This is a genomic window from Microbacterium sp. GXF6406 (assembly GCF_054798215.1).
The window spans coordinates 1-18,791 of record NZ_JBSJZH010000010.1 but is presented as its reverse complement, the minus strand read 5'-3'; the positions used below and the strand labels follow the sequence as shown (position 1 = coordinate 18,791).

At 68.0% G+C, this 18,791-nt stretch carries 18 protein-coding genes; 9 read left to right on the top strand and 9 right to left on the bottom strand.

Features of this window, described 5'->3' with window-relative positions; genetic code table 11:
* The first annotated feature begins 196 nt into the window (after positions 1 to 196).
* The 4 genes from ACWAUG_RS07515 (at position 197) to ACWAUG_RS07500 (ending at position 6,783) form a co-directional block, all read left to right on the top strand.
* Positions 197 to 4,750, top strand: a complete 4,554-nt coding sequence (locus ACWAUG_RS07515; RefSeq protein WP_460802049.1) for an ATP-dependent helicase — start codon at positions 197 to 199, stop codon at positions 4,748 to 4,750.
* 29 nt (positions 4,751 to 4,779) lie between these two features.
* Positions 4,780 to 5,529: an EI24 domain-containing protein gene (locus tag ACWAUG_RS07510; protein WP_460802048.1), complete on the top strand. Its 750-nt coding sequence runs from the start codon at positions 4,780 to 4,782 to the stop codon at positions 5,527 to 5,529.
* On the top strand, positions 5,522 to 6,295 hold the full coding sequence (locus tag ACWAUG_RS07505) for a DNA-formamidopyrimidine glycosylase family protein (protein WP_460802047.1): 774 nt from the start codon (positions 5,522 to 5,524) through the stop codon (positions 6,293 to 6,295). The genes ACWAUG_RS07510 and ACWAUG_RS07505 overlap by 8 nt, the downstream gene beginning before the upstream one ends.
* An 80-nt stretch (positions 6,296 to 6,375) precedes the next feature.
* Complete coding sequence (locus ACWAUG_RS07500; RefSeq protein WP_460802046.1) at positions 6,376 to 6,783, top strand: transferase; 408 nt, start codon at positions 6,376 to 6,378, stop codon at positions 6,781 to 6,783.
* 141 nt (positions 6,784 to 6,924) lie between these two features.
* On the opposite strand, the gene ACWAUG_RS07495 is transcribed toward ACWAUG_RS07500, so the two are convergent.
* The 3 genes from ACWAUG_RS07495 to ACWAUG_RS07485 are packed head-to-tail and all read right to left on the bottom strand — an operon-like array spanning position 6,925 to position 10,658.
* Positions 6,925 to 8,787, bottom strand: a complete 1,863-nt coding sequence (locus ACWAUG_RS07495) for a PhnE/PtxC family ABC transporter permease (protein WP_460802045.1) — start codon at positions 8,785 to 8,787, stop codon at positions 6,925 to 6,927.
* Positions 8,784 to 9,680, bottom strand: a complete 897-nt coding sequence (phnC, locus tag ACWAUG_RS07490; RefSeq protein ID WP_460802044.1) for a phosphonate ABC transporter ATP-binding protein — start codon at positions 9,678 to 9,680, stop codon at positions 8,784 to 8,786. The genes ACWAUG_RS07495 and phnC overlap by 4 nt, the downstream gene beginning before the upstream one ends.
* A gap of 39 nt (positions 9,681 to 9,719) precedes the next feature.
* Positions 9,720 to 10,658 carry a PhnD/SsuA/transferrin family substrate-binding protein gene (locus ACWAUG_RS07485; RefSeq protein WP_460802043.1) on the bottom strand — a complete coding sequence of 313 codons (939 nt, stop codon included), beginning with the start codon at positions 10,656 to 10,658 and terminating at the stop codon, positions 9,720 to 9,722.
* Positions 10,659 to 10,943: 285 nt separating this feature from the next.
* Here ACWAUG_RS07485 and ACWAUG_RS07480 point away from each other — a divergent pair, with 285 nt between their 5' ends.
* Both ACWAUG_RS07480 and ACWAUG_RS07475 read left to right on the top strand, forming a co-directional pair.
* The gene (locus tag ACWAUG_RS07480; protein WP_460802042.1) at positions 10,944 to 11,696 is read left to right on the top strand and encodes a LysR substrate-binding domain-containing protein; all 753 of its coding nucleotides are present in this window, start codon (positions 10,944 to 10,946) and stop codon (positions 11,694 to 11,696) included.
* Between the two features lies 1 nt (position 11,697).
* Entirely contained in the window at positions 11,698 to 12,408 is a 711-nt protein-coding gene (locus tag ACWAUG_RS07475) for a glutamine amidotransferase-related protein (protein WP_460802041.1), read from the top strand.
* A 4-nt stretch (positions 12,409 to 12,412) separates the two neighbouring features.
* On the opposite strand, the gene ACWAUG_RS07470 is transcribed toward ACWAUG_RS07475, so the two are convergent.
* Positions 12,413 to 12,880 carry a glutaminase gene (locus ACWAUG_RS07470; protein ID WP_460802040.1) on the bottom strand — a complete coding sequence of 156 codons (468 nt, stop codon included), beginning with the start codon at positions 12,878 to 12,880 and terminating at the stop codon, positions 12,413 to 12,415.
* Between the two features lie 72 nt (positions 12,881 to 12,952).
* On the opposite strand from ACWAUG_RS07470, the gene purU reads away from it, so the two are divergent.
* Positions 12,953 to 13,804 (top strand): formyltetrahydrofolate deformylase, encoded by an 852-nt coding sequence (gene purU / locus ACWAUG_RS07465; RefSeq protein WP_460802039.1) that lies wholly within the window; start codon positions 12,953 to 12,955, stop codon positions 13,802 to 13,804.
* A gap of 63 nt (positions 13,805 to 13,867) precedes the next feature.
* Here purU and ACWAUG_RS07460 read toward each other — a convergent pair whose 3' ends face one another.
* Genes ACWAUG_RS07460 through ACWAUG_RS07450 form a run of 3 tightly spaced genes read right to left on the bottom strand, consistent with a single transcriptional unit; the run spans position 13,868 to position 15,117 of the window.
* The gene (locus ACWAUG_RS07460; RefSeq protein ID WP_298041640.1) at positions 13,868 to 14,596 is read right to left on the bottom strand and encodes an amino acid ABC transporter ATP-binding protein; all 729 of its coding nucleotides are present in this window, start codon (positions 14,594 to 14,596) and stop codon (positions 13,868 to 13,870) included.
* Positions 14,593 to 14,811: a hypothetical protein gene (locus ACWAUG_RS07455; RefSeq protein WP_460802038.1), complete on the bottom strand. Its 219-nt coding sequence runs from the start codon at positions 14,809 to 14,811 to the stop codon at positions 14,593 to 14,595. The genes ACWAUG_RS07460 and ACWAUG_RS07455 overlap by 4 nt, the downstream gene beginning before the upstream one ends.
* 12 nt (positions 14,812 to 14,823) lie before the next feature.
* Entirely contained in the window at positions 14,824 to 15,117 is a 294-nt protein-coding gene (locus ACWAUG_RS07450; protein ID WP_460802099.1) for an ABC transporter permease subunit, read from the bottom strand.
* A 177-nt stretch (positions 15,118 to 15,294) separates the two neighbouring features.
* On the opposite strand from ACWAUG_RS07450, the gene ACWAUG_RS07445 reads away from it, so the two are divergent.
* Together ACWAUG_RS07445 and ACWAUG_RS07440 are read left to right on the top strand one after the other, a co-directional pair.
* On the top strand, positions 15,295 to 16,413 hold the full coding sequence (locus ACWAUG_RS07445) for a tyrosine-type recombinase/integrase (RefSeq protein WP_460802037.1): 1,119 nt from the start codon (positions 15,295 to 15,297) through the stop codon (positions 16,411 to 16,413).
* Between the two features lie 5 nt (positions 16,414 to 16,418).
* A complete protein-coding gene (locus tag ACWAUG_RS07440) occupies positions 16,419 to 16,745 on the top strand; it encodes a helix-turn-helix domain-containing protein (RefSeq protein WP_460802036.1) in 327 nt (108 codons plus the stop codon).
* A gap of 1,103 nt (positions 16,746 to 17,848) precedes the next feature.
* Here the strand turns inward: ACWAUG_RS07440 and ACWAUG_RS07435 are convergent.
* The gene (locus ACWAUG_RS07435) at positions 17,849 to 18,211 is read right to left on the bottom strand and encodes a hypothetical protein (RefSeq protein ID WP_460802035.1); all 363 of its coding nucleotides are present in this window, start codon (positions 18,209 to 18,211) and stop codon (positions 17,849 to 17,851) included.
* A 214-nt stretch (positions 18,212 to 18,425) separates the two neighbouring features.
* On the bottom strand, positions 18,426 to 18,791 hold a 366-nt coding region (locus ACWAUG_RS07430), incomplete at its 5' end, for an integrase core domain-containing protein (protein WP_460802034.1).

Genomic DNA, 18,791 nt, shown 5'->3' with positions numbered 1-18,791 from the left:
CGCCATTTAGCACGAACACCCGGCGCGGCCGGCCTCGACCTCGAGGCCGGCCGCGCTTCTTTTTCTGGCGGACGCCCGCCAGCGATGCTCCATCGTGGCGCACGGACGCCTGCGATTCCAACGGCGAGAACACGGCCATCGGTCATTGTTGTGCGCCGACGGGCCCGATGTCGACGGCAGGCGTGATGATGGAGGGGTGAGCGATGTTCTCGACCGATTCACCGCGGCGACCCGTGACTGGTTCCGCGGGGCGTTCGAGGCGCCGACGAACGCGCAGGCCGGCGCCTGGGAGGCGATCTCCGCCGGCAAGAACGCCCTCGTCGTCGCCCCGACCGGCTCCGGTAAGACGCTTTCGGCATTCCTCTGGGCGATCGACCGGGTCTTCCGCGAGAAGGCGGCTGTTCCCGAGAGCACCGGAACCCGCATCCTCTACATCTCGCCACTCAAGGCCCTCGGCGTCGACGTCGAGCGCAACCTGCGCTCGCCGCTGGTCGGCATCGGGCAGTCGGCCCGGCGCCTGGGCCTCGACGCCCCGGGCGTCACGGTCGGCGTGCGTTCGGGCGATACGACCTCGTCGGATCGCCGGAAACTGGTCGCCGCCCCGCCCGACATCCTCATCACGACCCCCGAGTCGCTGTATCTGATGCTGACGAGCCGTGCGGGTGACACCCTGCGCGATGTGCATACGGTGATCATCGATGAGATCCACGCGGTCGCCGCGACCAAGCGCGGCGCCCATCTGGCCGTGAGCCTCGAACGGCTCGACGCCCTGCGCCGCACCGCGAACCCCGAGGCTGCACCCGCGCAGCGCATCGGGCTGTCGGCGACTGTGCGCCCCATCGACGAGGTCGCCCGCTTCCTCGGCGGCGCCTCCCCCGTCGAGATCGTCGCGCCGCGCGCTTCAAAGACGTTCGAGCTCTCCGTCACTGTTCCGATCGACGATATGACGAATCCGCCGCCTCCTCCCGGTGCGCCCGCGCCCGATGACGAGCAGGCCGAGTACACCGAGGTGACCGGGTCCGTCTGGCCGCATGTCGAGGAGGCGATCGTCGACCGCGTCCTCGAGAACACCTCGACGATCGTCTTCGCCAATTCGCGGCGCCTCGCCGAACGTCTCACGGGGCGCTTGAACGAGATCCACACCGAGCGCGCGGGCGATGCCGAGATGGTGCTGGCGAAGGCGCACCACGGGTCCGTCTCCAAGGAGCAACGGGCACTCGTCGAGGAAGAGCTCAAGAGCGGCGTGCTGCGATGCGTCGTCGCGACGAGCAGCCTCGAGCTCGGCATCGATATGGGCGCCGTCGACCTCGTCATCCAGGTCGAGGCCCCCTCCTCCGCGGCATCCGGCCTGCAGCGCGTCGGCCGCGCCGGACACCAGGTCGGCGAGGTCAGCCGGGCGGCGCTCTTCCCGAAGCACCGCGGCGATGTGCTGCACACCGCGATCGTGACGGAGCGGATGCTGGCGGGCAAGATCGAGGCGATCGCCGTGCCGCGCAATCCGCTCGATATCCTCGCCCAGCAGACGGTCGCCGCCTGCGCCCTTGCGCCGATAACGGTTGAGGGCTGGTTCGAGACGGTGCGACGGTCGGCGCCGTTCCAGTCCCTTCCGCGCTCGGCATATGAGGCGACGCTCGACCTGCTGGCCGGCCGGTTCCCCTCGGACGAGTTCGCCGAGCTCCGCCCGCGTCTGGTCTGGGATCGCGATGCCGGCACGCTCACCGGGCGGCCGGGAGCGCAGCGGATCGCGGTGACCAGCGGCGGCACGATCCCCGACCGCGGACTCTTCGGGGTCTTCGTCGCGGGCGAGGGAGCGGGGCGCCGCGTGGGCGAGCTCGATGAGGAGATGGTCTACGAGTCGCGCGTGGGCGATGTCTTCACTCTCGGGACGACGAGCTGGCGCATCGCCGAAATCACGCACGACCGGGTCAATGTCCTTCCCGCCTACGGTCAGCCCGGCAAGCTCCCCTTCTGGCACGGCGACGGCCTCGGGCGCCCCTATGAGCTCGGCGAGGCCCTCGGCCGCTTCTCCCGCGAAGTCGCCGCGGCTACCCCCGAGAAGGCTGCGCAGAGACTGATCGACGCCGGGCTCGATGAGCAGGCGCGCGCGAACCTCCTCGCGCACCTGCGCGAACAGCGCGAAGCGACCGGCACCCTGCCCACCGACCGGACGCTCACGGTCGAGCGCGGCCGCGATGAGGTCGGCGACTGGCGGGTGATCCTGCATTCCCCCTACGGGATGAAGGTGCACGCGCCGTGGGCACTGGCGATCAATGCACGGGTGCGCGAACGGCTCGGCGTCGAGAGCTCCGCGGTCGCGAGCGATGACGGCATCATCGTGCGGGTGCCGGATGCCGATGCCGAACCTCCCGGCGCCGAGCTGTTCGTCTTCGACGTCGATGAGATGGAGAACCTCGTCACGACCGAGGTCGGCGGGTCCGCGCTCTTCGCCTCCCGATTCCGGGAGTGCGCGGCGCGCGCCCTGCTCATGCCGCGGATGAACCCGAACAAGCGCACGCCCCTGTGGCAGCAGCGTCAGCGTTCGGCCCAGCTGCTCGAAGTCGCCCGGCGCCACCCGACGTTCCCCGTGATCCTCGAGACCCTGCGGGAAGTGCTGCAGGATGTCTACGATCTCCCCTCGTTGCGACGCCTGACGACAGCAATCGCCGAGCGCACGGTGCGCCTGGTCGAGACCGAACCCGCGCAGCCCTCGCCCTATGCCCGCGATCTGCTCTTCGGCTATGTCGGCGCGTTCATGTACGAAGGCGATTCCCCGCTCGCCGAGCGTCGTGCCGCCGCGCTGTCGGTCGATCCCGCGTTACTCAGCGAACTGCTCGGCACGGTCGAGATGCGCGAACTGCTCGATCCCGGCGTGATCGCCCAGTTCGAGCGGGAGGCTCAGCGCCTCGACCCCGACCGCCGCGCCCGTGGCCTCGAGGGCGTCGCGGATCTCCTGCGCACGCTGGGCCCGCTGGATGCCGCGGAGGTCGCCTCCCGGCTCGCGGATAGCGACTCGGAACGGGCTTCGGCCTCGATCGCGACGGCGCACCTCGACGCGCTGATGTCTGCCCGACGGGCGATTCCGGTGACCATCGGCGGCGCACCCCGTGTGGCGGCGATCGAGGACGCCGGCCGTCTGCGCGATGCTCTCGGCGTGGCGCTGCCCACCGGTATCCCCGTCGCCTTCCTCGAGCCGCTCGCCGATCCCCTGGGCGACCTCGTCTCACGATTCGCACGCACGCACGGCCCGTTCACGACGGATGCCGTGGCCACCCGCTTCGGAATCGGAGCGGCCGTCGCCCGGCACGCGCTGCAGAGGCTCGAGCAGGCGGGCCGTGTCACGAGCGGGTACTTCCTCGCCGAGGGGTCGGCGACGAGCGGAACCGACCCGGAGTGGTGCGATACCGAGGTTCTGCGTCGCCTGCGCATGCGCTCGCTCGCAGCGATCCGCGGCAGCGTCGAGCCCGTCTCCCCCGAGGCGTTCGCCCGGTTCCTGCCCGATTGGCAGCACATGACCCGTCCTCTGGAGGGCGTCGATGGCGTACTGGAGGTCGTCGAGCAACTCGCCGGAATGCCGATCCCGGCGAGTGCCTGGGAGTCCCTCGTCCTGCCTTCACGCGTGCACGACTACGCGCCGGCGATGCTGGATGACCTCACCGCGAACGGTGAAGTCGTGTGGACGGGCCACGGCACGCTCCCCGGCCGCGATGGCTGGATCTCGCTGCATCCGGTCGACATCGCGCCGTTCACCCTTCCTGAGCCGGAGGGCGACATCGCCGACGACTCGTTGGAGGGACGACTCCTGGCTGCGCTGTCGCACGGCGGCGCCTCGTTCGCCGGGCAACTCCGCGAACGTGCGGGAGCCGAGAACGAGCAGTCCGTGCTCGACGCCCTGTGGACGCTGACCTGGGCCGGGCGTGTGACGAATGACACCTTCTCCCCCGTGCGCCAGCTTCTGGCCGGCGGGTCTCAGGCCCATAAGTCGGTTCGACGCGCGCCGCGCGCGCGGACGTTCCGCGGAGTCTCCTTCGCCGGAGCACCCGCTGCGCGCCCGACCCTCACCGGCGGGCGCTGGTCGGCGCTGCCCGCGCTGGACGGTGCGGGCGCGGATGCTGTGTCGCGGATGGCGGATGCCGGCAAGCGGGCGACGGTGGCAGCCGGACTCCTCCTCGACCGGTACGGCGTCGTCACCCGCGGCGCTGTGCAATCCGAGGGCGTTCCCGGTGGTTTCGCCCAGATGTACCGGATCCTCGCCGGGTTCGAAGAGGCCGGGCACTGCCGCCGTGGTTATGTGATCGAGAGGCTCGGCGCCGCCCAGTTCGCGGCATCCGCGACCGTCGACCGGTTGCGCACGTTCGCGAACCTTCCCGATCCCGCCCCTCTGACCGCCATCACGCTCGCGGCGACCGATCCGGCGAATCCCTACGGTGCTGCCCTCGCCTGGCCCCGCCGCGATGGCGTCAGCCACCGACCCGGTCGCAAAGCAGGCGGGCTCGTCGTGCTCGTCGACGGCTCCCTCGTGCTCTACATCGAACGCGGCGGACGCACCGTGCTCGCCTTCGATGATGATCCCGAGGTGCTGCGGGCCGCGGCATCCGATCTGGTCACCACCGCGCGCACGCGCCGGCTCGACACGCTCACGGTCGAGAAGGTCAACGGCGACCCCGTCTACGGCACCAATTTCGCCCTCGCCCTGCAGACCGCGGGCTTCTCACCCACGCCTCGCGGGTACACCCTGCGCAAGGCCATCTGAGCGCGATGGCGGCGAGCTACTCTGAGGGCATGGTTCGGGAGTTCGGTCTCGGCGTCTCGACGCTGCTGCGCGGTTTCAGCATGTGGAAGAGCCACCCGCGACTCCTGGCGCTCGGCATCATCCCGGCGCTCATCGCCGGAGCCGTCCTGCTCGCCGCACTCATCCCCCTCGGCCTCTCCCTCGGCGCAATCGCCGATTGGATGACCCCGTTCGCCGACGGCTGGAGCGCACCGTGGCAGGGCATGCTCCGCTTCGGCGTGGGCGCCGTCGTCTTCATCGCGGCCCTCGCCCTGTCTGCCGCCGTGTTCACGGCGCTGACCCTCATGATCGGCGATCCCTTCTACCAGCGGATCTGGCGCGGCGTAGAACGCTCCCTCGGCGAGGAGCCGACGGGAGACACGTCCTTCGCCACGAGCATCGGCGAGGGCCTGCGCCTCATCGTGCTCGGCGTCCTCGTCGCCCTCGTCACCCTGGTGATCGGCCTCATCCCCCTCCTCGGCGGCCCGCTCGCGACCGTCACGAACCTGCTGCTGTCCGGGCGGCTCCTCGCCCGCGAGCTCACCGGTCGCGCCTTCGACGCCCGTGGCCTCACCACCTACTCGCGCTCCGAGATCCTCGCGTCCGGCCGCGCCCGCGTGATCGGTTTCGGCGTCGCGACGCAGCTGTGCTTCCTCGTGCCCCTCGGCGCGATCATCGCCATGCCCGCCGCCGTCGCCGGTTCCACGATGCTCGCCCGCGACCTCGCCGCACGATCCGCAGTGACGGAGCACCGTGCCTGAGGGCGACACCGTCTTCCGCACGGCGCAGCGGCTGAACGCGGCCCTCGCCGGCCACGAGATCACGCGCTTCGACCTGCGCGTGCCGGCGCTTGCGACCGCCGACCTCACCGGTCAGACGGTGCACGGGTGCATTCCCCGCGGCAAGCACCTCCTGCTGCGCATCGGCGAGAGCAGCCTGCATTCCCATCTGCGCATGGACGGCGCCTGGCTGCTCTACCGCCCGGGTGAGCGGTGGCGGCATCCGGCGTTCCGTGTGCGCGCGATCGTCGGCACGGACGCACAGGATGCCGTCGGCGTCGACATCGCCGACATCGCACTGATCCCCACCCGGGACGAGACGCAGCTCCTCGGACATCTCGGCCCCGATCCGCTCGCCGATGATTGGGATGCCGCCGCAGCAGTCCGACGCATCGCAGCGGATCCCCGCAGCATCCATATCGCCCTCCTCGAGCAGCGCAACGTCGCGGGCTTCGGCAACGAATACGCCGCCGAACTGCTCTTTCTCCGCGGCATCCTGCCGACAACCCCGGCCGCCGACGTCGATGCGGCAGCCCTTCTCGACCTCGGCGCGCGCACGATCCGCGCCAACCGCGACCGACGCCACCGCACCTTCACCGGCGTCGACCGCCCGGGCCAGGGCACATGGGTCTACGGCCGCGCCGGACGTCCCTGCCGGCGGTGCTCGACGCCCATCCGCACGGGTGAGCAGGGCGACGACCCCACCCGGGAACGCGTGACGTTCTGGTGCCCGACCTGCCAGCGCTGAACACGGATTCACCGGCGGGAATGAATTTCGGGGAACGCCTGTTGACCCTGTTGTCCGGAATCGTCCGGACGGGAGGAATCTTGGGTAAGAACTACATCGATATCGAAGACGACCAGGGAACGATGCTGCGCTACCGCAAGCACATCAATGGCCGGGGCCTCGTCGCGCACGGCGCGAAGGTGCACCCGCGAGCCATCGTCGAGGTCGGGGCCTATATCGAACCGGGTGCGCGCGTCGGCGCCGGCGCCCATGTCATCCGCGGCGCATGGATCGAACCGGATGCCGTGATCGGCGAGAACGCCTACATCGACGCCCACGCGCACATCGGTCCCGGAGCCGCCGTCGGTGACGGCGCGCACATCGGCGTCCGCACCGACATCGGCGCCGGAGCGCTCATCGCCCGCGGCGCGCGCATCGGCGACGACGAGACGGTCGCTGCCGGCCTGCGCATCGCGACCGACCGCCGGGGGCTCTGGCTCGCCGCCTGAACTCGACGTTGACACGTCCGCCCGCTGCTTCGTCCTGTTGCAGCCGGCGGACGTTGTTGCATCCAGCGGACCTCTCGTGGAGAAAGGTCCGCTATGCGCAACAACGTCCGCGACGCGCAACGCCGGCCCGCGGCCGGACCGCTACTTCAGCGCCCGCCGGATCAGCATGGATGCCCCCTCCACGATGACGACCATCCCGATGATGACGAGCACATAGGCGAGCACCTCATCGAAGTGCCGCCCCTGCAGGGCGTTCAGCAGCAGGAATCCGATGCCACCGGCCCCGACGATTCCCAGAAGCGTCGCGGAGCGGATGTTCTGCTCGAGCAGATACAGGAGGTGTCCGACCATGGCGGGCACCGACAGGGGCACGGTCGAGGAGAAGAACACCTGTGTGCGGGTGCTTCCGCCCGAGGTCAGCGCACGCTCGGGACCCGCGGGAACCTCTTCCATCGAGTCGCCGATGAGCTTGGCGAGGAGACCGACGCCGCCGATGCCGAGCGCGAGGGCTCCGGCCTGCGGGCCGATGCCGGCGGCGATGATGAACAGGATCGCGACGACGAGGTCGGGGATCGCGCGGATGAACAGGGCGATGCCTCGGAAAGCGTTGCGCACCCAGCTGTTCGGGGCGACGTTGCGCGCCGATAGCGGGCCGACCACTGCCGAGATGATCGCGGCCATCAGCGTCGCGGCGAACGCGATCTGGATGGTCGTCAGCACGGCCGCGCCCACGTCGGCGACGCTGCGGCTGCCGAAGTGCGGGGGCCAGATGGCGCGATCGCGCGCCGGGTCGACGAGTTCGTTCCACGACGGGTTCAGCATCTTCGACACGTCGGGCGCGGCGTAGAGGAAGGCGCCGATCACGAGGACGATGCCGGCCCAGATCCACAGCGTGTTGCCGATGCGGGCACGATCCCAGGGGCGATGCATCGCCGCCTCGATCCGCTGATTGCGCGCCTGCGCGACCGACACGGTGCCGGATGCCGCGGCATCCGCACCTGGCACCGAGCGGGATGCCCCGGCACGGCGTCGCACGGAGCGGGCCACCGTGTCGCCCAGGCCCTTGCCGGTGGGCTGCACGTTCAGCAGGCGGGTGCGCAGCAGCGAGGAGACGATCTCGAACAGCACGCACAGCACGATGATGATGACGACGATCGGGATGACGCGGCGCATGCCGGCGGGTCCGCCGTGCAGGGCGCCGTCGAGCTCGTATCCGATGCCGACGACGCCGACGACACCGAGGATGACGGTGCCGCGCAGGTTGATGTCGGCGCGGTGCAGGGCGATCGCGATCCAGGCGGGCAGCACCTGCGGCAGGACGCCCGACCAGAACTCCTGCGACCTCGACCCTCCGGCCGCGCGGATCGCGAGACGCGGGCCCTCGTCGATCTGCTCGATCGCGTCGGCGAACATCTTCGAGATCATGCCGACCGAGTGCAGGCCGATCGCGACGATCGCCGGCAGAGTTCCGGAGTTGAACCAGAGGAAGGCGAGGATCACGACGAAGACCACGTCGGGGATGGCACGCGCGACGACCCCGATCGTACGGCACAGCACCATGACTGCGCCGTTCGGGGTCGTGTTGCGGGCGGCCCCATAGGCGACGGGGACGGAGAGTGCAGCGGCGAGCGCGGTGCCGGCGATCACGAGCGCGAGGGTGATGACGATCGTCAGTCCCATCTGCCAGATCGGCTCCATGCCGACCCAGGTGGTGACGTACGTGGTGGTGCCGTCGGCCTGGCGTTCACCGGCGACCTCCCAGCCGGGCCACTGCAGGGGCGTGGCCATGGCGAGGAAGCGGTTGATGTTCTTGACCGTGGTGTCGAGGCTCTTCAGGCTGTAGTCCAGGCCGATGAACGACCAGACTCCGAGAGCCAGGATGACGATGATCGCACCGTAGGAGATCACGTTCGACAGGCGCGGCGCCGGGCGGGGCACGCGGGCGAGCCGCTCCGCGAGGGCCTCGGGCGCCGCGGGTGCGGGAGCTGGGGCGGTGATGGTCACGCGGGTTCCTCGTTCGCGAAGTCTTCCGCGAGGTGCTCGCGGGCGGCGGAACGGCGCAGCTGTCGTGCAAGGACCTGCTCACGGGCCTCGGCGAGTTCATCCTCGAGGGCGGTGATCTCGCTCGTGGATGTGGCCACGCGTCCGTAGATCTCCATGACCTCTTCGCGGGTGAGGTCATCGGTGCGGGTGTCCAGCACGACCCGTCCTGCGCGCAGTCCGAGGATGCGATCGCCCCAGCTGAGGGCGAGGTCGACCTGGTGCAGCGAGCAGATGACGGTGAGGTGGCGTTCGGCGGCTATCTCGCGGATGAGCGACATGACCTGGCTGCTCGACTCGGGGTCGAGCGAGGCGACGGGTTCGTCGGCGAGGAGGATCTCGGGGTCCTGCATGAGGGCGCGGGCGATCGCGACGCGCTGCTGCTGTCCGCCGGAGAGGTTGTCTGCGCGCTGGTATGCGGCGTCGAGCAGTCCGACACGGTCGAGCTGACCGAGGGCCTTCTCGCGGAGGGCGCGCGGGTAGGAGCGGATGCCGATGCGAGGGCCGCGCAGTCCGTGCAGTCCGCCCGTGAGGACGTTCTCGAGCGCGGTGAGCGCACCGACGAGCTCGAACTGCTGGAAGATGAATCCGATGCGGCCCCGGAGGGCTCGCAGGTCGCCGCCGCGCAGGGCCGAGACGTTTTCCTGCAGGACGACGACGCCCCCGGTGCTCGGCGTCTCGAGCCCGTTGACGTGGCGCAGGAGCGTCGATTTACCCGAGCCGGACAGGCCCAGCAGGACGACGATCTCGCCCGGTTCGACGGACAGCGACACCCCCTCGAGTGCCGGCTTGGCGGCTCCGGAATAGGTCTTGCCCAGATCGGTGATCCGGACGGCGGGGGTGTCGCTGCTCGTCATCTCAATGCTCCTGGCTGTGTGCGGTTCGGGCGTTCGGGGTCAGGCCCGGCAGGCCTCGACCTCGTCCGCGATCTCGTCGCAGAGGGTACGGATCAGGTCGTAGTACGCGTCGTCGACGGCGCCGTATCCGAACCAGCCGTCCGTGAGGAACTCGTTGAGCTCGATGCCGGCGTCGGTCAGGTCGGACTGGGTGCTGTCGGCGAGAGCCTCGAACAGCTGGTCCTTGACCTCCTGGGGCAGGGCCGCCTGCAGCACGATGGGCGCTGCGGGGACCTGCACGCGCTGCACCTCCACGAGCTCACCCGACTCGATGAACGGGTCGGCGTCGATGTCCTGGACGAAGCCGACCTGGCAGTCGACGCCCTCGGCGACCTTCTTGGCGTTGAGGTCGTGCTCCTCGCCGAAGACGCGGTCGCCCTCGGGAACCGTCACGCCGACTTCGAGCAGTCCGCCCATGGGAACGGCGAAGCCCGAGGTCGAGGTGGGGTTGACGAAGCAGACCGCCTGGTCGGCGAAGTCCGCGAGGGTTTCGACGTCGGACGCCGGGTTCTTCACGGCGACCGAGAAGTAGCCGGGCTCGGCGCCCTCCTGGGTGATCTGCGCGCCGATCGGTTCGATGTCGGCACCGGCGTTCTGCGACTGGTAGTAGGTGAAGGCCGAGATCTGAGCGATGTCGATCTGGTCGGCGGCGAGTCCCTGCACGACGGCGGTGTAGTCGGTCGCCTGGAACATCTCGACGTTCTTGCCGGTGATCTCCGCGATCCAGTCGGCGATCGGCTGCGCGTCCTGATCGGCGCCCTCGTGATCGGGGAGGACGGCGAAGACCAGGGTGTCCGCGTTGCCCGAGGCGAAGGCGCCCTCGCCGACGCCGTCGGCGCCGATGGTCGAGCCGGCGGAGTCCGCCGAACATGCCGCGAGGCCGAGTGCGAGGGTGAGGCCGGCCGCGATCGCGAGGCCGCGCTTGAGGGGTGACTGCATGAGGAAGGAACCTTTCACAGGTGCGGGTGCAGGTTGTGGTCTCGGCAGGAGCGCCGACCTGACGATCACACCGCTGCCGGGCGACATCCGCGGATCGCGGCGCTGACCCGCGCGTGAACGGGTCGTGAATTCCGGATGCCGTGGACTGCCCTGTTGCGGACGGCGGACTCCGTCGCCGCCGGAAGAGGTTCTGTCGGGGAAAGCCCCCCGGTGTGCAACAACCTCCGCTGTGCGCAACGCGCCGGGACACCGGGTTCGAGCACGTCATCCGGGTAGCCTGAGAACATGGCGAAATCCGGCAGGCCCTCCCGCGCGTCCGGCGGCGCATCCGGCCGGGGCGCGCGCCGTCCCGCAGCGTCCGCGAAGGGGGCCAAGGGCACCCGGCCCGCTCCGAAGAAGAAGCCGGCGCAGAAGGTCGTCTTCGACGCTCCTGCTCCCCCGCCCGAGGAGCCGCGCTCTTTCCGCCTCGGCGCGGTGCCCGGGGCGACACCGGGCAAGTGGATCGACATCTGGAAGCGTCGGATGCCGCACGTCGAGCTCGAGCTCGTCCCGGTCTCCGCGGCGGATCAGCGAAACGCCCTCGAGGAGCTCGACGCGGTGCTCGTGCGCCTGCCGCTCGTCGACGACACGCTGCACATCATCCCGCTGTACGACGAGCTGCCGGTGGTCGTGGCATCCGCCGAATCCCGCCTGCTCTCCGCCGACGAACTGACCTACGCCGATCTTGAGGGCGAGGTGCTCATCACCCCGCTCGACGACGTGCTCGGCCCGCTCGAGATCCCCGGCACGACCGCGCCGCGGTTCGCCCCGCTCGCCACCACGGGCGACGCGATCGCCACGGTCGCGACCGGCGTGGGCATCATCGTCACGCCCATGTCGCTCGCCCGCGCGCACCGCCGCAAGGACGTCGATTACCGCCTCCTGGAGGGCGGGCCCACCTCGTCCGTCGCCCTCGCCTGGCCGCGCGATCGCACCACCGATGACGTCGACGCGTTCATCGGCATCGTTCGCGGGCGGACCGCGAACTCCTCGCGCTGATATGGCCGAGATCCTCTACGTCTGCGTGCGCCCCGAGCGGGGCGCCGCCGATGCCGAGCATGCGTCGTTCCGGCGCGGCCTGGGTGTCGAGGAGCTCGATCGTCTGGACCTCGTCACGACCCCTCTGACCGAGGACGTGCTCGATCGTCACACCGGTTTCGTGATCGGCGGGTCGCCGTTCAACGTGACGGATACCGTGACGACGCCGCTGCAGCAACGGGTCGAGGCCGACCTCGAGCGCATCGCGGAGCGCGCGGCATCCGATGTCGCATCCGCGTTCTTCACCTGCTTCGGCATCGGCGTCGTGACGCGCATGCTCGGCGGCGAGTTGACCCTCGCGCATGCCGAGTCGACGCGGGCCGCGGAGATCCGGACGACGGATGCTGCGGCATCCGACCCGATCTTCGGGCCTTCGGCCCCCGCGCTGCGCGTCTTCACCGCCCATAAGGAGAGCGCGCGGCGCACCCCGCCGGGGGCGACGCTGCTCGCCACGAACGATGACTGCCCGGTGCAGGCGTACCGGGTCGGCGATCGCCTGTATGCGGCGCAATTCCACCCCGAGCCCTCGCCCCGGGACTTCGCGGACCGCATGACGTTCTACCGCAACAACGGCTACTTCGCCGCTGACGAGTTCGACCGCGTCTCCGGCGAGGTTCTCGCCGCCCGCGTCGACGGCGCGACGCTGCTGCGGCGCTTCGCCGGTCTCGTCTGAGCGCTCAGTCGACGATGCCGCGCATGAGCGCGATGCGCTCGTCGAGATAGGCCGCCAGCGGCATCCACGAGCTGCCCGACCAGCGCACCATCGCGACGCCGTCCCGCATCGCCAGCGGCCCGGACTCGCCGCCGGCGTCCACGGCATCCATGTCGATCACCGACCAGCCGATGTGCGCGACCTCCCCCTCCGCGAAGCCTCCCTTCAACGCCAGCTCGCGCCGTGCGGCCCGTGCCCGCGCCGATTCGGCCGTGTATCCGCGCCGTCCCGCGTCGGCGGCTCGCAGCACCTCGGCCGTTGCGAGCACGTGCTCATCGGTCAGCAGCAGAACCCCGATGTGCCAGACCTCGCCGATCTTGACGATGCGGTGCCCCCGCCAGCGCGAGGTGCGCTCCTCACCGAGTCCTTCTTTCGGAACGTCCACCAGAGAACGACGGGCGGCGGACAGCAGATCGGATGCGACGGATGACACCCGTTCAGGCTACCGATTCGCCACCTCCCCCGTGCTCGGGGCAGAATTGCACCGACCCTGCAAGGAGCTTCCATGTCTCAGACCGATACCGCACGCCTGCTCATCGCCTGCGATGACCAGCCCGGAATCGTCGCCGCCGTCGCCAACGTCCTGGCCGAGCACGACGCGAACATCATCTCGCTCGATCAGCATTCGACGGATGCCGAGGGCGGACGCTTCTTCCAGCGCACCGTACTGCACCTCGACGGGCTCGCCGCCGCGCGTCCCGCCCTCGAAGCGTCGATCGGCGCGGTCGCCGAGAAATTCGGCATGGAGTGGTCGCTGCACGACACCTCGCGCCGCAAGCGCGTCGCGATCTTCGTGTCGAAGTACGACCACTGCCTCATGGAGCTGCTCTGGCGCCAGCAGCGCGGCCAGCTCGACGTCGACATCACGATGGTCGTCTCCAACCACCCCGACCTCGCGGATGCCGTGCGTGGTTTCGGCGTGCCGTTCGTGCACATCCCCTCGGCCGATAAGTCCGCGATGGAACAGCGCCAGCTCGAGCTGCTGCAGGGCAATGTCGATCTCGTCGTGCTCGCCCGTTACATGCAGATCCTCACCGATGACTTCATCGAGAAGGTCGGCGCGCCGGTCATCAACATCCACCACTCGTTCCTGCCGGCGTTCATCGGCGCGAACCCGTACGCCCGGGCCAAGGAGCGCGGTGTGAAGCTCATCGGTGCGACCGCGCACTACGCCACGGCCGACCTCGACGAGGGGCCGATCATCGAGCAGGACGTCACGCGCGTCACGCACGCCGAATCGGCTGCCGAGCTGCAGAGCCGCGGCGCCGATGTCGAGCGCCTCGTGCTCGCCCGCGCCGTGCAGTGGCACGCAGAGGACCGCGTGATCGTGCACGGCCGCTCGACCGTCATCCTCTGACGACTCGTCGGAGAACAGGAATGGCCCGGGCGATCGCCCGGGCCATTCCTGTTCTCCGACGTCTCAGAGGACCTTCGCGAGAAAGTCCTGGAGTCGGTCGCTCTTCGGCGACTCGAACAGCTCGGCGGGAGCACCCGCTTCGACGACGACACCGCCGTCCATGAATACCGTGCGGTCGGAGACCTCGCGGGCGAAGCCCATCTCGTGGGTGACGAGCACCATGGTCATACCGCCCTCGGCGAGGTCGCGGATGACCTGCAGCACCTCGCCGACCATCTCGGGGTCGAGCGCGCTGGTCGCCTCGTCGAAGAGCATGATCTCGGGATCCATCGCGAGAGCGCGGGCGATTGCGACGCGCTGCTTCTGGCCGCCCGAGAGCGATGCCGGCTTGGCGTTCGCCTTGTCGGACAGCCCGACGCGCTCGAGCAGCTTCATGGCGCGCTCGCGGGCCTCCGCCTTCGTCATGCGGCTGAGCTCGATCGGGGCCAGCGTGATGTTCTCGAGCACGGTCATGTGCGGGAACAGGTTGAAGTGCTGGAACACCATGCCGATGCGCTGGCGCACCTCATCGAGCTTGACGCTCTTGTCCATCAGATCGACGCCGTCGATCACGACACAGCCCGAGGTGGGCTCCTCGAGCTTGTTCAGGCAGCGCAGCAGCGTCGACTTGCCCGAGCCCGACGGGCCGATGATCGCGACGACCTCGCCGTCGGCGACCTGCAGGTCGATGCCCTTGAGCACCTGGTTGCTGCCGAAGGCCTTGTGCAGATCCTGCACATCGATCTTGCTCATGCGTTGAACTTCCTCTCCAGGCGGTTCGCGAGCAGCGTCAGCAGCGTGATCACGACGAAGTAGATGATGGCGACGATGGTCAGCACCTGCGCGGACAGGTAAGTGGATGCGATGATCTGGCGCGACTGGAAGGTGAGCTCGGCCAGACCGATGACGCTGAGCAGCGACGTGTCCTTCAGCGTGATGATGCCCTGGTTCACGAACGAGGGGATCATGATGCGGAACGCCTACGGCAGCACGACCTTCTGCATGGTCTTCCACGACCCGAGACCGAGCGAGCGAGAGGCCTCGTTCTGGCCGGGGTCGACGGCCTGGATGCCGCCGCGGATGATCTCGGTCATGTACGCGCCCGTGTTCAGCGACAGGGTGATCGCACCGGCGACGAACGGGTTGAAGGTCACACCCGGGATCAGCTGCGGGATGGCGAAGAACACGAAGAACGCCTGCACGAGGATCGGGGTTCCTCGGAACACGTAGACGTAAGCGGTGGCGAGCCAGCGGAACGGCAGGAACTTCGAGATGCGGCCGAAGCCAAACGAGCAGTATTGTCATCGGATGCAACGACATTGAGGGGTGATGACTCGCTCAAGAGCGCTATCGGAGGCGAAGTCTCCGTGCATTCCTGACCGGTTGGGGCCCACAGGTTCCAGCCTTGGCTCTAGTTGCATCATTGTTGCATGTAATGCATCATTGGGACTGTGCTTCAACCTGTCGCTCCACACTCACGCCTGCTGGCTGCGCGCAATGTTGTGCATCTTGATCCGGAGAGCGTGGTCTTCGAGGCGATGCTGGAGGGGTGGCGGGCCCAACAGTCGGCTCGCTTTCTGAAGGAGTCGACGATGAAGGCTCGAGAGCGTCTTGTGCGCCGTTTCGTGGACTTCACCGGTCAGTATCCGTGGCAGTGGACGGCGGCGGAAGCAGAGGCGTGGATCGCCGAGTTGAGGTCGGGTCCTCAGCCGCTGCGGTTGTCGTCTTTGCGTGGGTATGAGATTGACCTGAAGATGTTCTGTCAGTATGCGGCGGATCAGCGATATCCGTGGGTGCGGGAGTGCGAGGAGCGTTTCGGTGAGGTGCCGACACAGATCTTCCACGAGGACAACTCGATCGCTCATGTCAATGAGTTCGAGGGAGACCCTTCCCGGCGGCCGCTGACGTATGACGAGGTGCAGGCGTTGTTTGATGCTGCCGATTCCCTCAGCGTTCAGGCGCGTTCGCGAAAGCGGAAGGGCGCGATTCCGGCGTTGCGTGATGCTGCACTGCTGAAGTGCTTCTACGCATTCGGCCTGCGACGTCAAGAGTGCGTCATGCTCGATCTGGTTGACCTGCGTCGAAATGCCCGGCTCCCGCAGCTGGGTGGCTTCGGCTCGTTGTCTGTGCGTTTCGGAAAGGCGGGACGCGGCGGCCCTGCCCAACGGCGAACGGTCTTGACAGTTCCGGAGATGGGATGGATCGCTGGAGTTTTGGAGCAGTACCTCGATGAGGTGCGTCCTGCGCTCTCCTCAAAGGCATCCCCTGCGCTGTGGGTGACAGAGCGGGGGACGCGTTTGAGCAGGCGAGCAGCGAACGAAGCGTTCTGCACGGCGCGCGATATGGCTGATCTTGACCCGGCACTTGATCTGCACTCCCTTCGACACTCCTATGTGACCCACCTCATTGAGTTCGACTACCCGGAGCGCTTCGTTCAGGAGCAGGTGGGGCACTCGTTCTCTTCGACGACCGCGATCTATGTGGGAGTCTCCAACGAGTATCGAAATCGGCTGCTGTCGCAGGCTTTGCACACGCGTTACGGCCTGACGTATGAGGAGGACGATCGATGAGAGACATGGACTACGCCTGGCACCTGCGTGCGAAGATGGCCGAACATAGCATGTTCGCCACGACGGACCTGCAACCCCTTTTGGCTGAGAGAGGGATTTCGCTGTCGCGAGAGCAAACGTACCGGCTCGTGACAGGTAAGCCCCAGCGGCTGAGCCTCACGATACTGGTCGCGTTATGCGACATTCTCGAGTGCACACCCAACGATCTCATCGAGCCTCGGATCATCGAGGTCTCCTCCCGGAAGGTTGCGGGAGAGGCTGATGCCGCCGCGGAGCCACGTCCGATTACGGGCCGCCGCACGACGATCAATCGCCCTGGCCACGCCCGTTGACGGGCCTACCTGAGCATCCCTGCTCGAACTGCGGGCGGATTGCTCAGCGAATCAAACGCCTGCCCGACGGGGGAGGACTATGCCGGGGGTGTTACAACGGCAGCCGGAAGGAATCGTGTGGACGATGCGGAAGACTCCGGACCCCGGTGAAGCGCACAACCGAGGGTCTTCCGCTCTGCAGCCATTGTGCCAGGCCGAAGCGTGAGTGCACCTCGTGCGGCCGTGTTTCCCAGGTCGCACAGCTCGTCGACGGGAACTCGATATGCCGGCATTGCTATCAGGCGCCCAGGAAACTGTGCGGTGGATGCGGGGAACTCCGGGAGGTCGCGGCCCGTGCGCAAGACGGTGTCACCGATCTGTGCCGCCGCTGCTACCGCACTCCTGATAGACGATGCGGAGTCTGCCAACTCGTCCGCCCGGTGCACGCCACTTGGCCGCTCGGGCCCATCTGTGACAGTTGCTACCGGAGTGTGCTCCGCGATCCCCAACCGTGCAATCGGTGCCGACAAGCCAGGGCTCTGATCGGGCGCTCGGACGAGGATGAGCTGATATGCGGCACATGTGCTGGCAGCCCACGAGATTACCTTTGCATCAGCTGCGGCGCCGCCGGCGAACAACACTTCATGAACCTGTGCAAGAGATGCTCGATCGTCGTCGCAGCCGAACAGATCCTTGCCTCAGGGACAGGGACGGTGCCCGCAGAACTCGCCGGGTTACCCGCCGCCCTGGCTAATCACGGCAGGCCTGACTCGACCATGCGATGGATCGACCGCCCGATCCCTAAAGCCCTGCTGAAGTCACTTGGCGCCGGGGAGACGGTCACCCATTTGAGCCTGGATCGCTGCCCACCTGGGCAGGCTCGGGAACATCTCCGTTCTCTCCTTGTCGCCGCTCGAGTTCTCCCGTCCCGCGACGAGCACGCTGATCACCTGGCGACATGGATCGACGAGTACATCGCAGCACTTCCTCGGCATCACGCCACTCTCATCAGGCCCTATGCGCACTGGATGGTGCTTCGACTCGTACGGCGTCGTGCACGAAAACGTCGAACATCCGTTGGCGTCGCCTACACCGCAGGCGAGCGAGCGCGAGCCGCAGCACGCCTACTGCGTCACCTTGACCACCAAGGCGAGACCATCGCAGATCTCAGCCAAGCCACCCTTGATGAATGGATCGCAGGTAACAGAAGCCGGGCAACCACTACCTCCCCCTTCATCCGATGGCTCAACGCCCGTGGTATCACCAATCAACTCCTCGTCGTCACTCCGAAAGGATCGAAGCCGACCCTTGTGAACCCGGAGGACGTGCAGCATGCCCAGATTCACGAGCTGCTGGCCGCCCACAGCCCCGAAACCGAGCTGCCCGAACGAGTCGCAGGCCTGCTCGTTCTTCTGTACGGAGCACGTCTGGAACGCATCCACCGCCTCACCACCACAAATATCACCCGAACGGACGGCCGCCTCCACCTCGCGCTATCCGACCTTCCAACCGAGCTCCCCGCAGAACTCGCCGTACTCGTCGAACAACTTGCGGCAGCTGCGGTGACCACGCCACGGGCTCTCACACTTGCCGGCAATGCGCACTACCTCTTCCCTTCGACGCGTCGACCTCACGCCCCGCTGCACCTAGGCACACTCGGAAGAAGACGGGACTGCTGCACGAATAGGTGACAGGTTGTAGTCACGCCGCCAGTGCGACGGTCGTGTTCATGATGGTCTCGAACTCGATGGGGGTCAAACGGCCCAGGCGGGCCTGGCGTCGGCGGCGGTGGTAGGTCCGTTCGATCCAGGTGACGATGGCGATGCGCAACTGATCACGGGTGGTCCAGGAGCGGCGGTCGAGGACGTTCTTCTGCAGCAGCGCGAAGAAGCTTTCCATGGCGGCGTTGTCTCCGCTCGAGCCGACTCTGCCCATGCTTCCGACCACGCGATGACGGGTGAGCGCGCGCCGGAACTTCCGACTGCGAAATTGGCCGTATTCAACCGGTCGTCGCAACGATTGTTTGTTGGGTCGATCGTAGTAGCTCTTCGAAGGCCTCGGCGGGGG

Excerpts from the sequence above, each read along its gene's own strand:
- ACWAUG_RS07510 (WP_460802048.1), top strand. The coding sequence starts at position 4,780 with ATGGTTCGGGAGTTCGGTCTCGGCGTCTCGACGCTGCTGCGCGGTTTC.
- phnC (WP_460802044.1), bottom strand. The coding sequence starts at position 9,680 with ATGACGAGCAGCGACACCCCCGCCGTCCGGATCACCGATCTGGGCAAG.
- ACWAUG_RS07485 (WP_460802043.1), bottom strand. The coding sequence starts at position 10,658 with ATGCAGTCACCCCTCAAGCGCGGCCTCGCGATCGCGGCCGGCCTCACC.
- ACWAUG_RS07480 (WP_460802042.1), top strand. The coding sequence starts at position 10,944 with ATGGCGAAATCCGGCAGGCCCTCCCGCGCGTCCGGCGGCGCATCCGGC.
- ACWAUG_RS07475 (WP_460802041.1), top strand. The coding sequence starts at position 11,698 with ATGGCCGAGATCCTCTACGTCTGCGTGCGCCCCGAGCGGGGCGCCGCC.
- purU (WP_460802039.1), top strand. The coding sequence starts at position 12,953 with ATGTCTCAGACCGATACCGCACGCCTGCTCATCGCCTGCGATGACCAG.
- ACWAUG_RS07460 (WP_298041640.1), bottom strand. The coding sequence starts at position 14,596 with ATGAGCAAGATCGATGTGCAGGATCTGCACAAGGCCTTCGGCAGCAAC.
- ACWAUG_RS07455 (WP_460802038.1), bottom strand. The coding sequence starts at position 14,811 with ATGATCCCCTCGTTCGTGAACCAGGGCATCATCACGCTGAAGGACACG.
- ACWAUG_RS07440 (WP_460802036.1), top strand. The coding sequence starts at position 16,419 with ATGGACTACGCCTGGCACCTGCGTGCGAAGATGGCCGAACATAGCATG.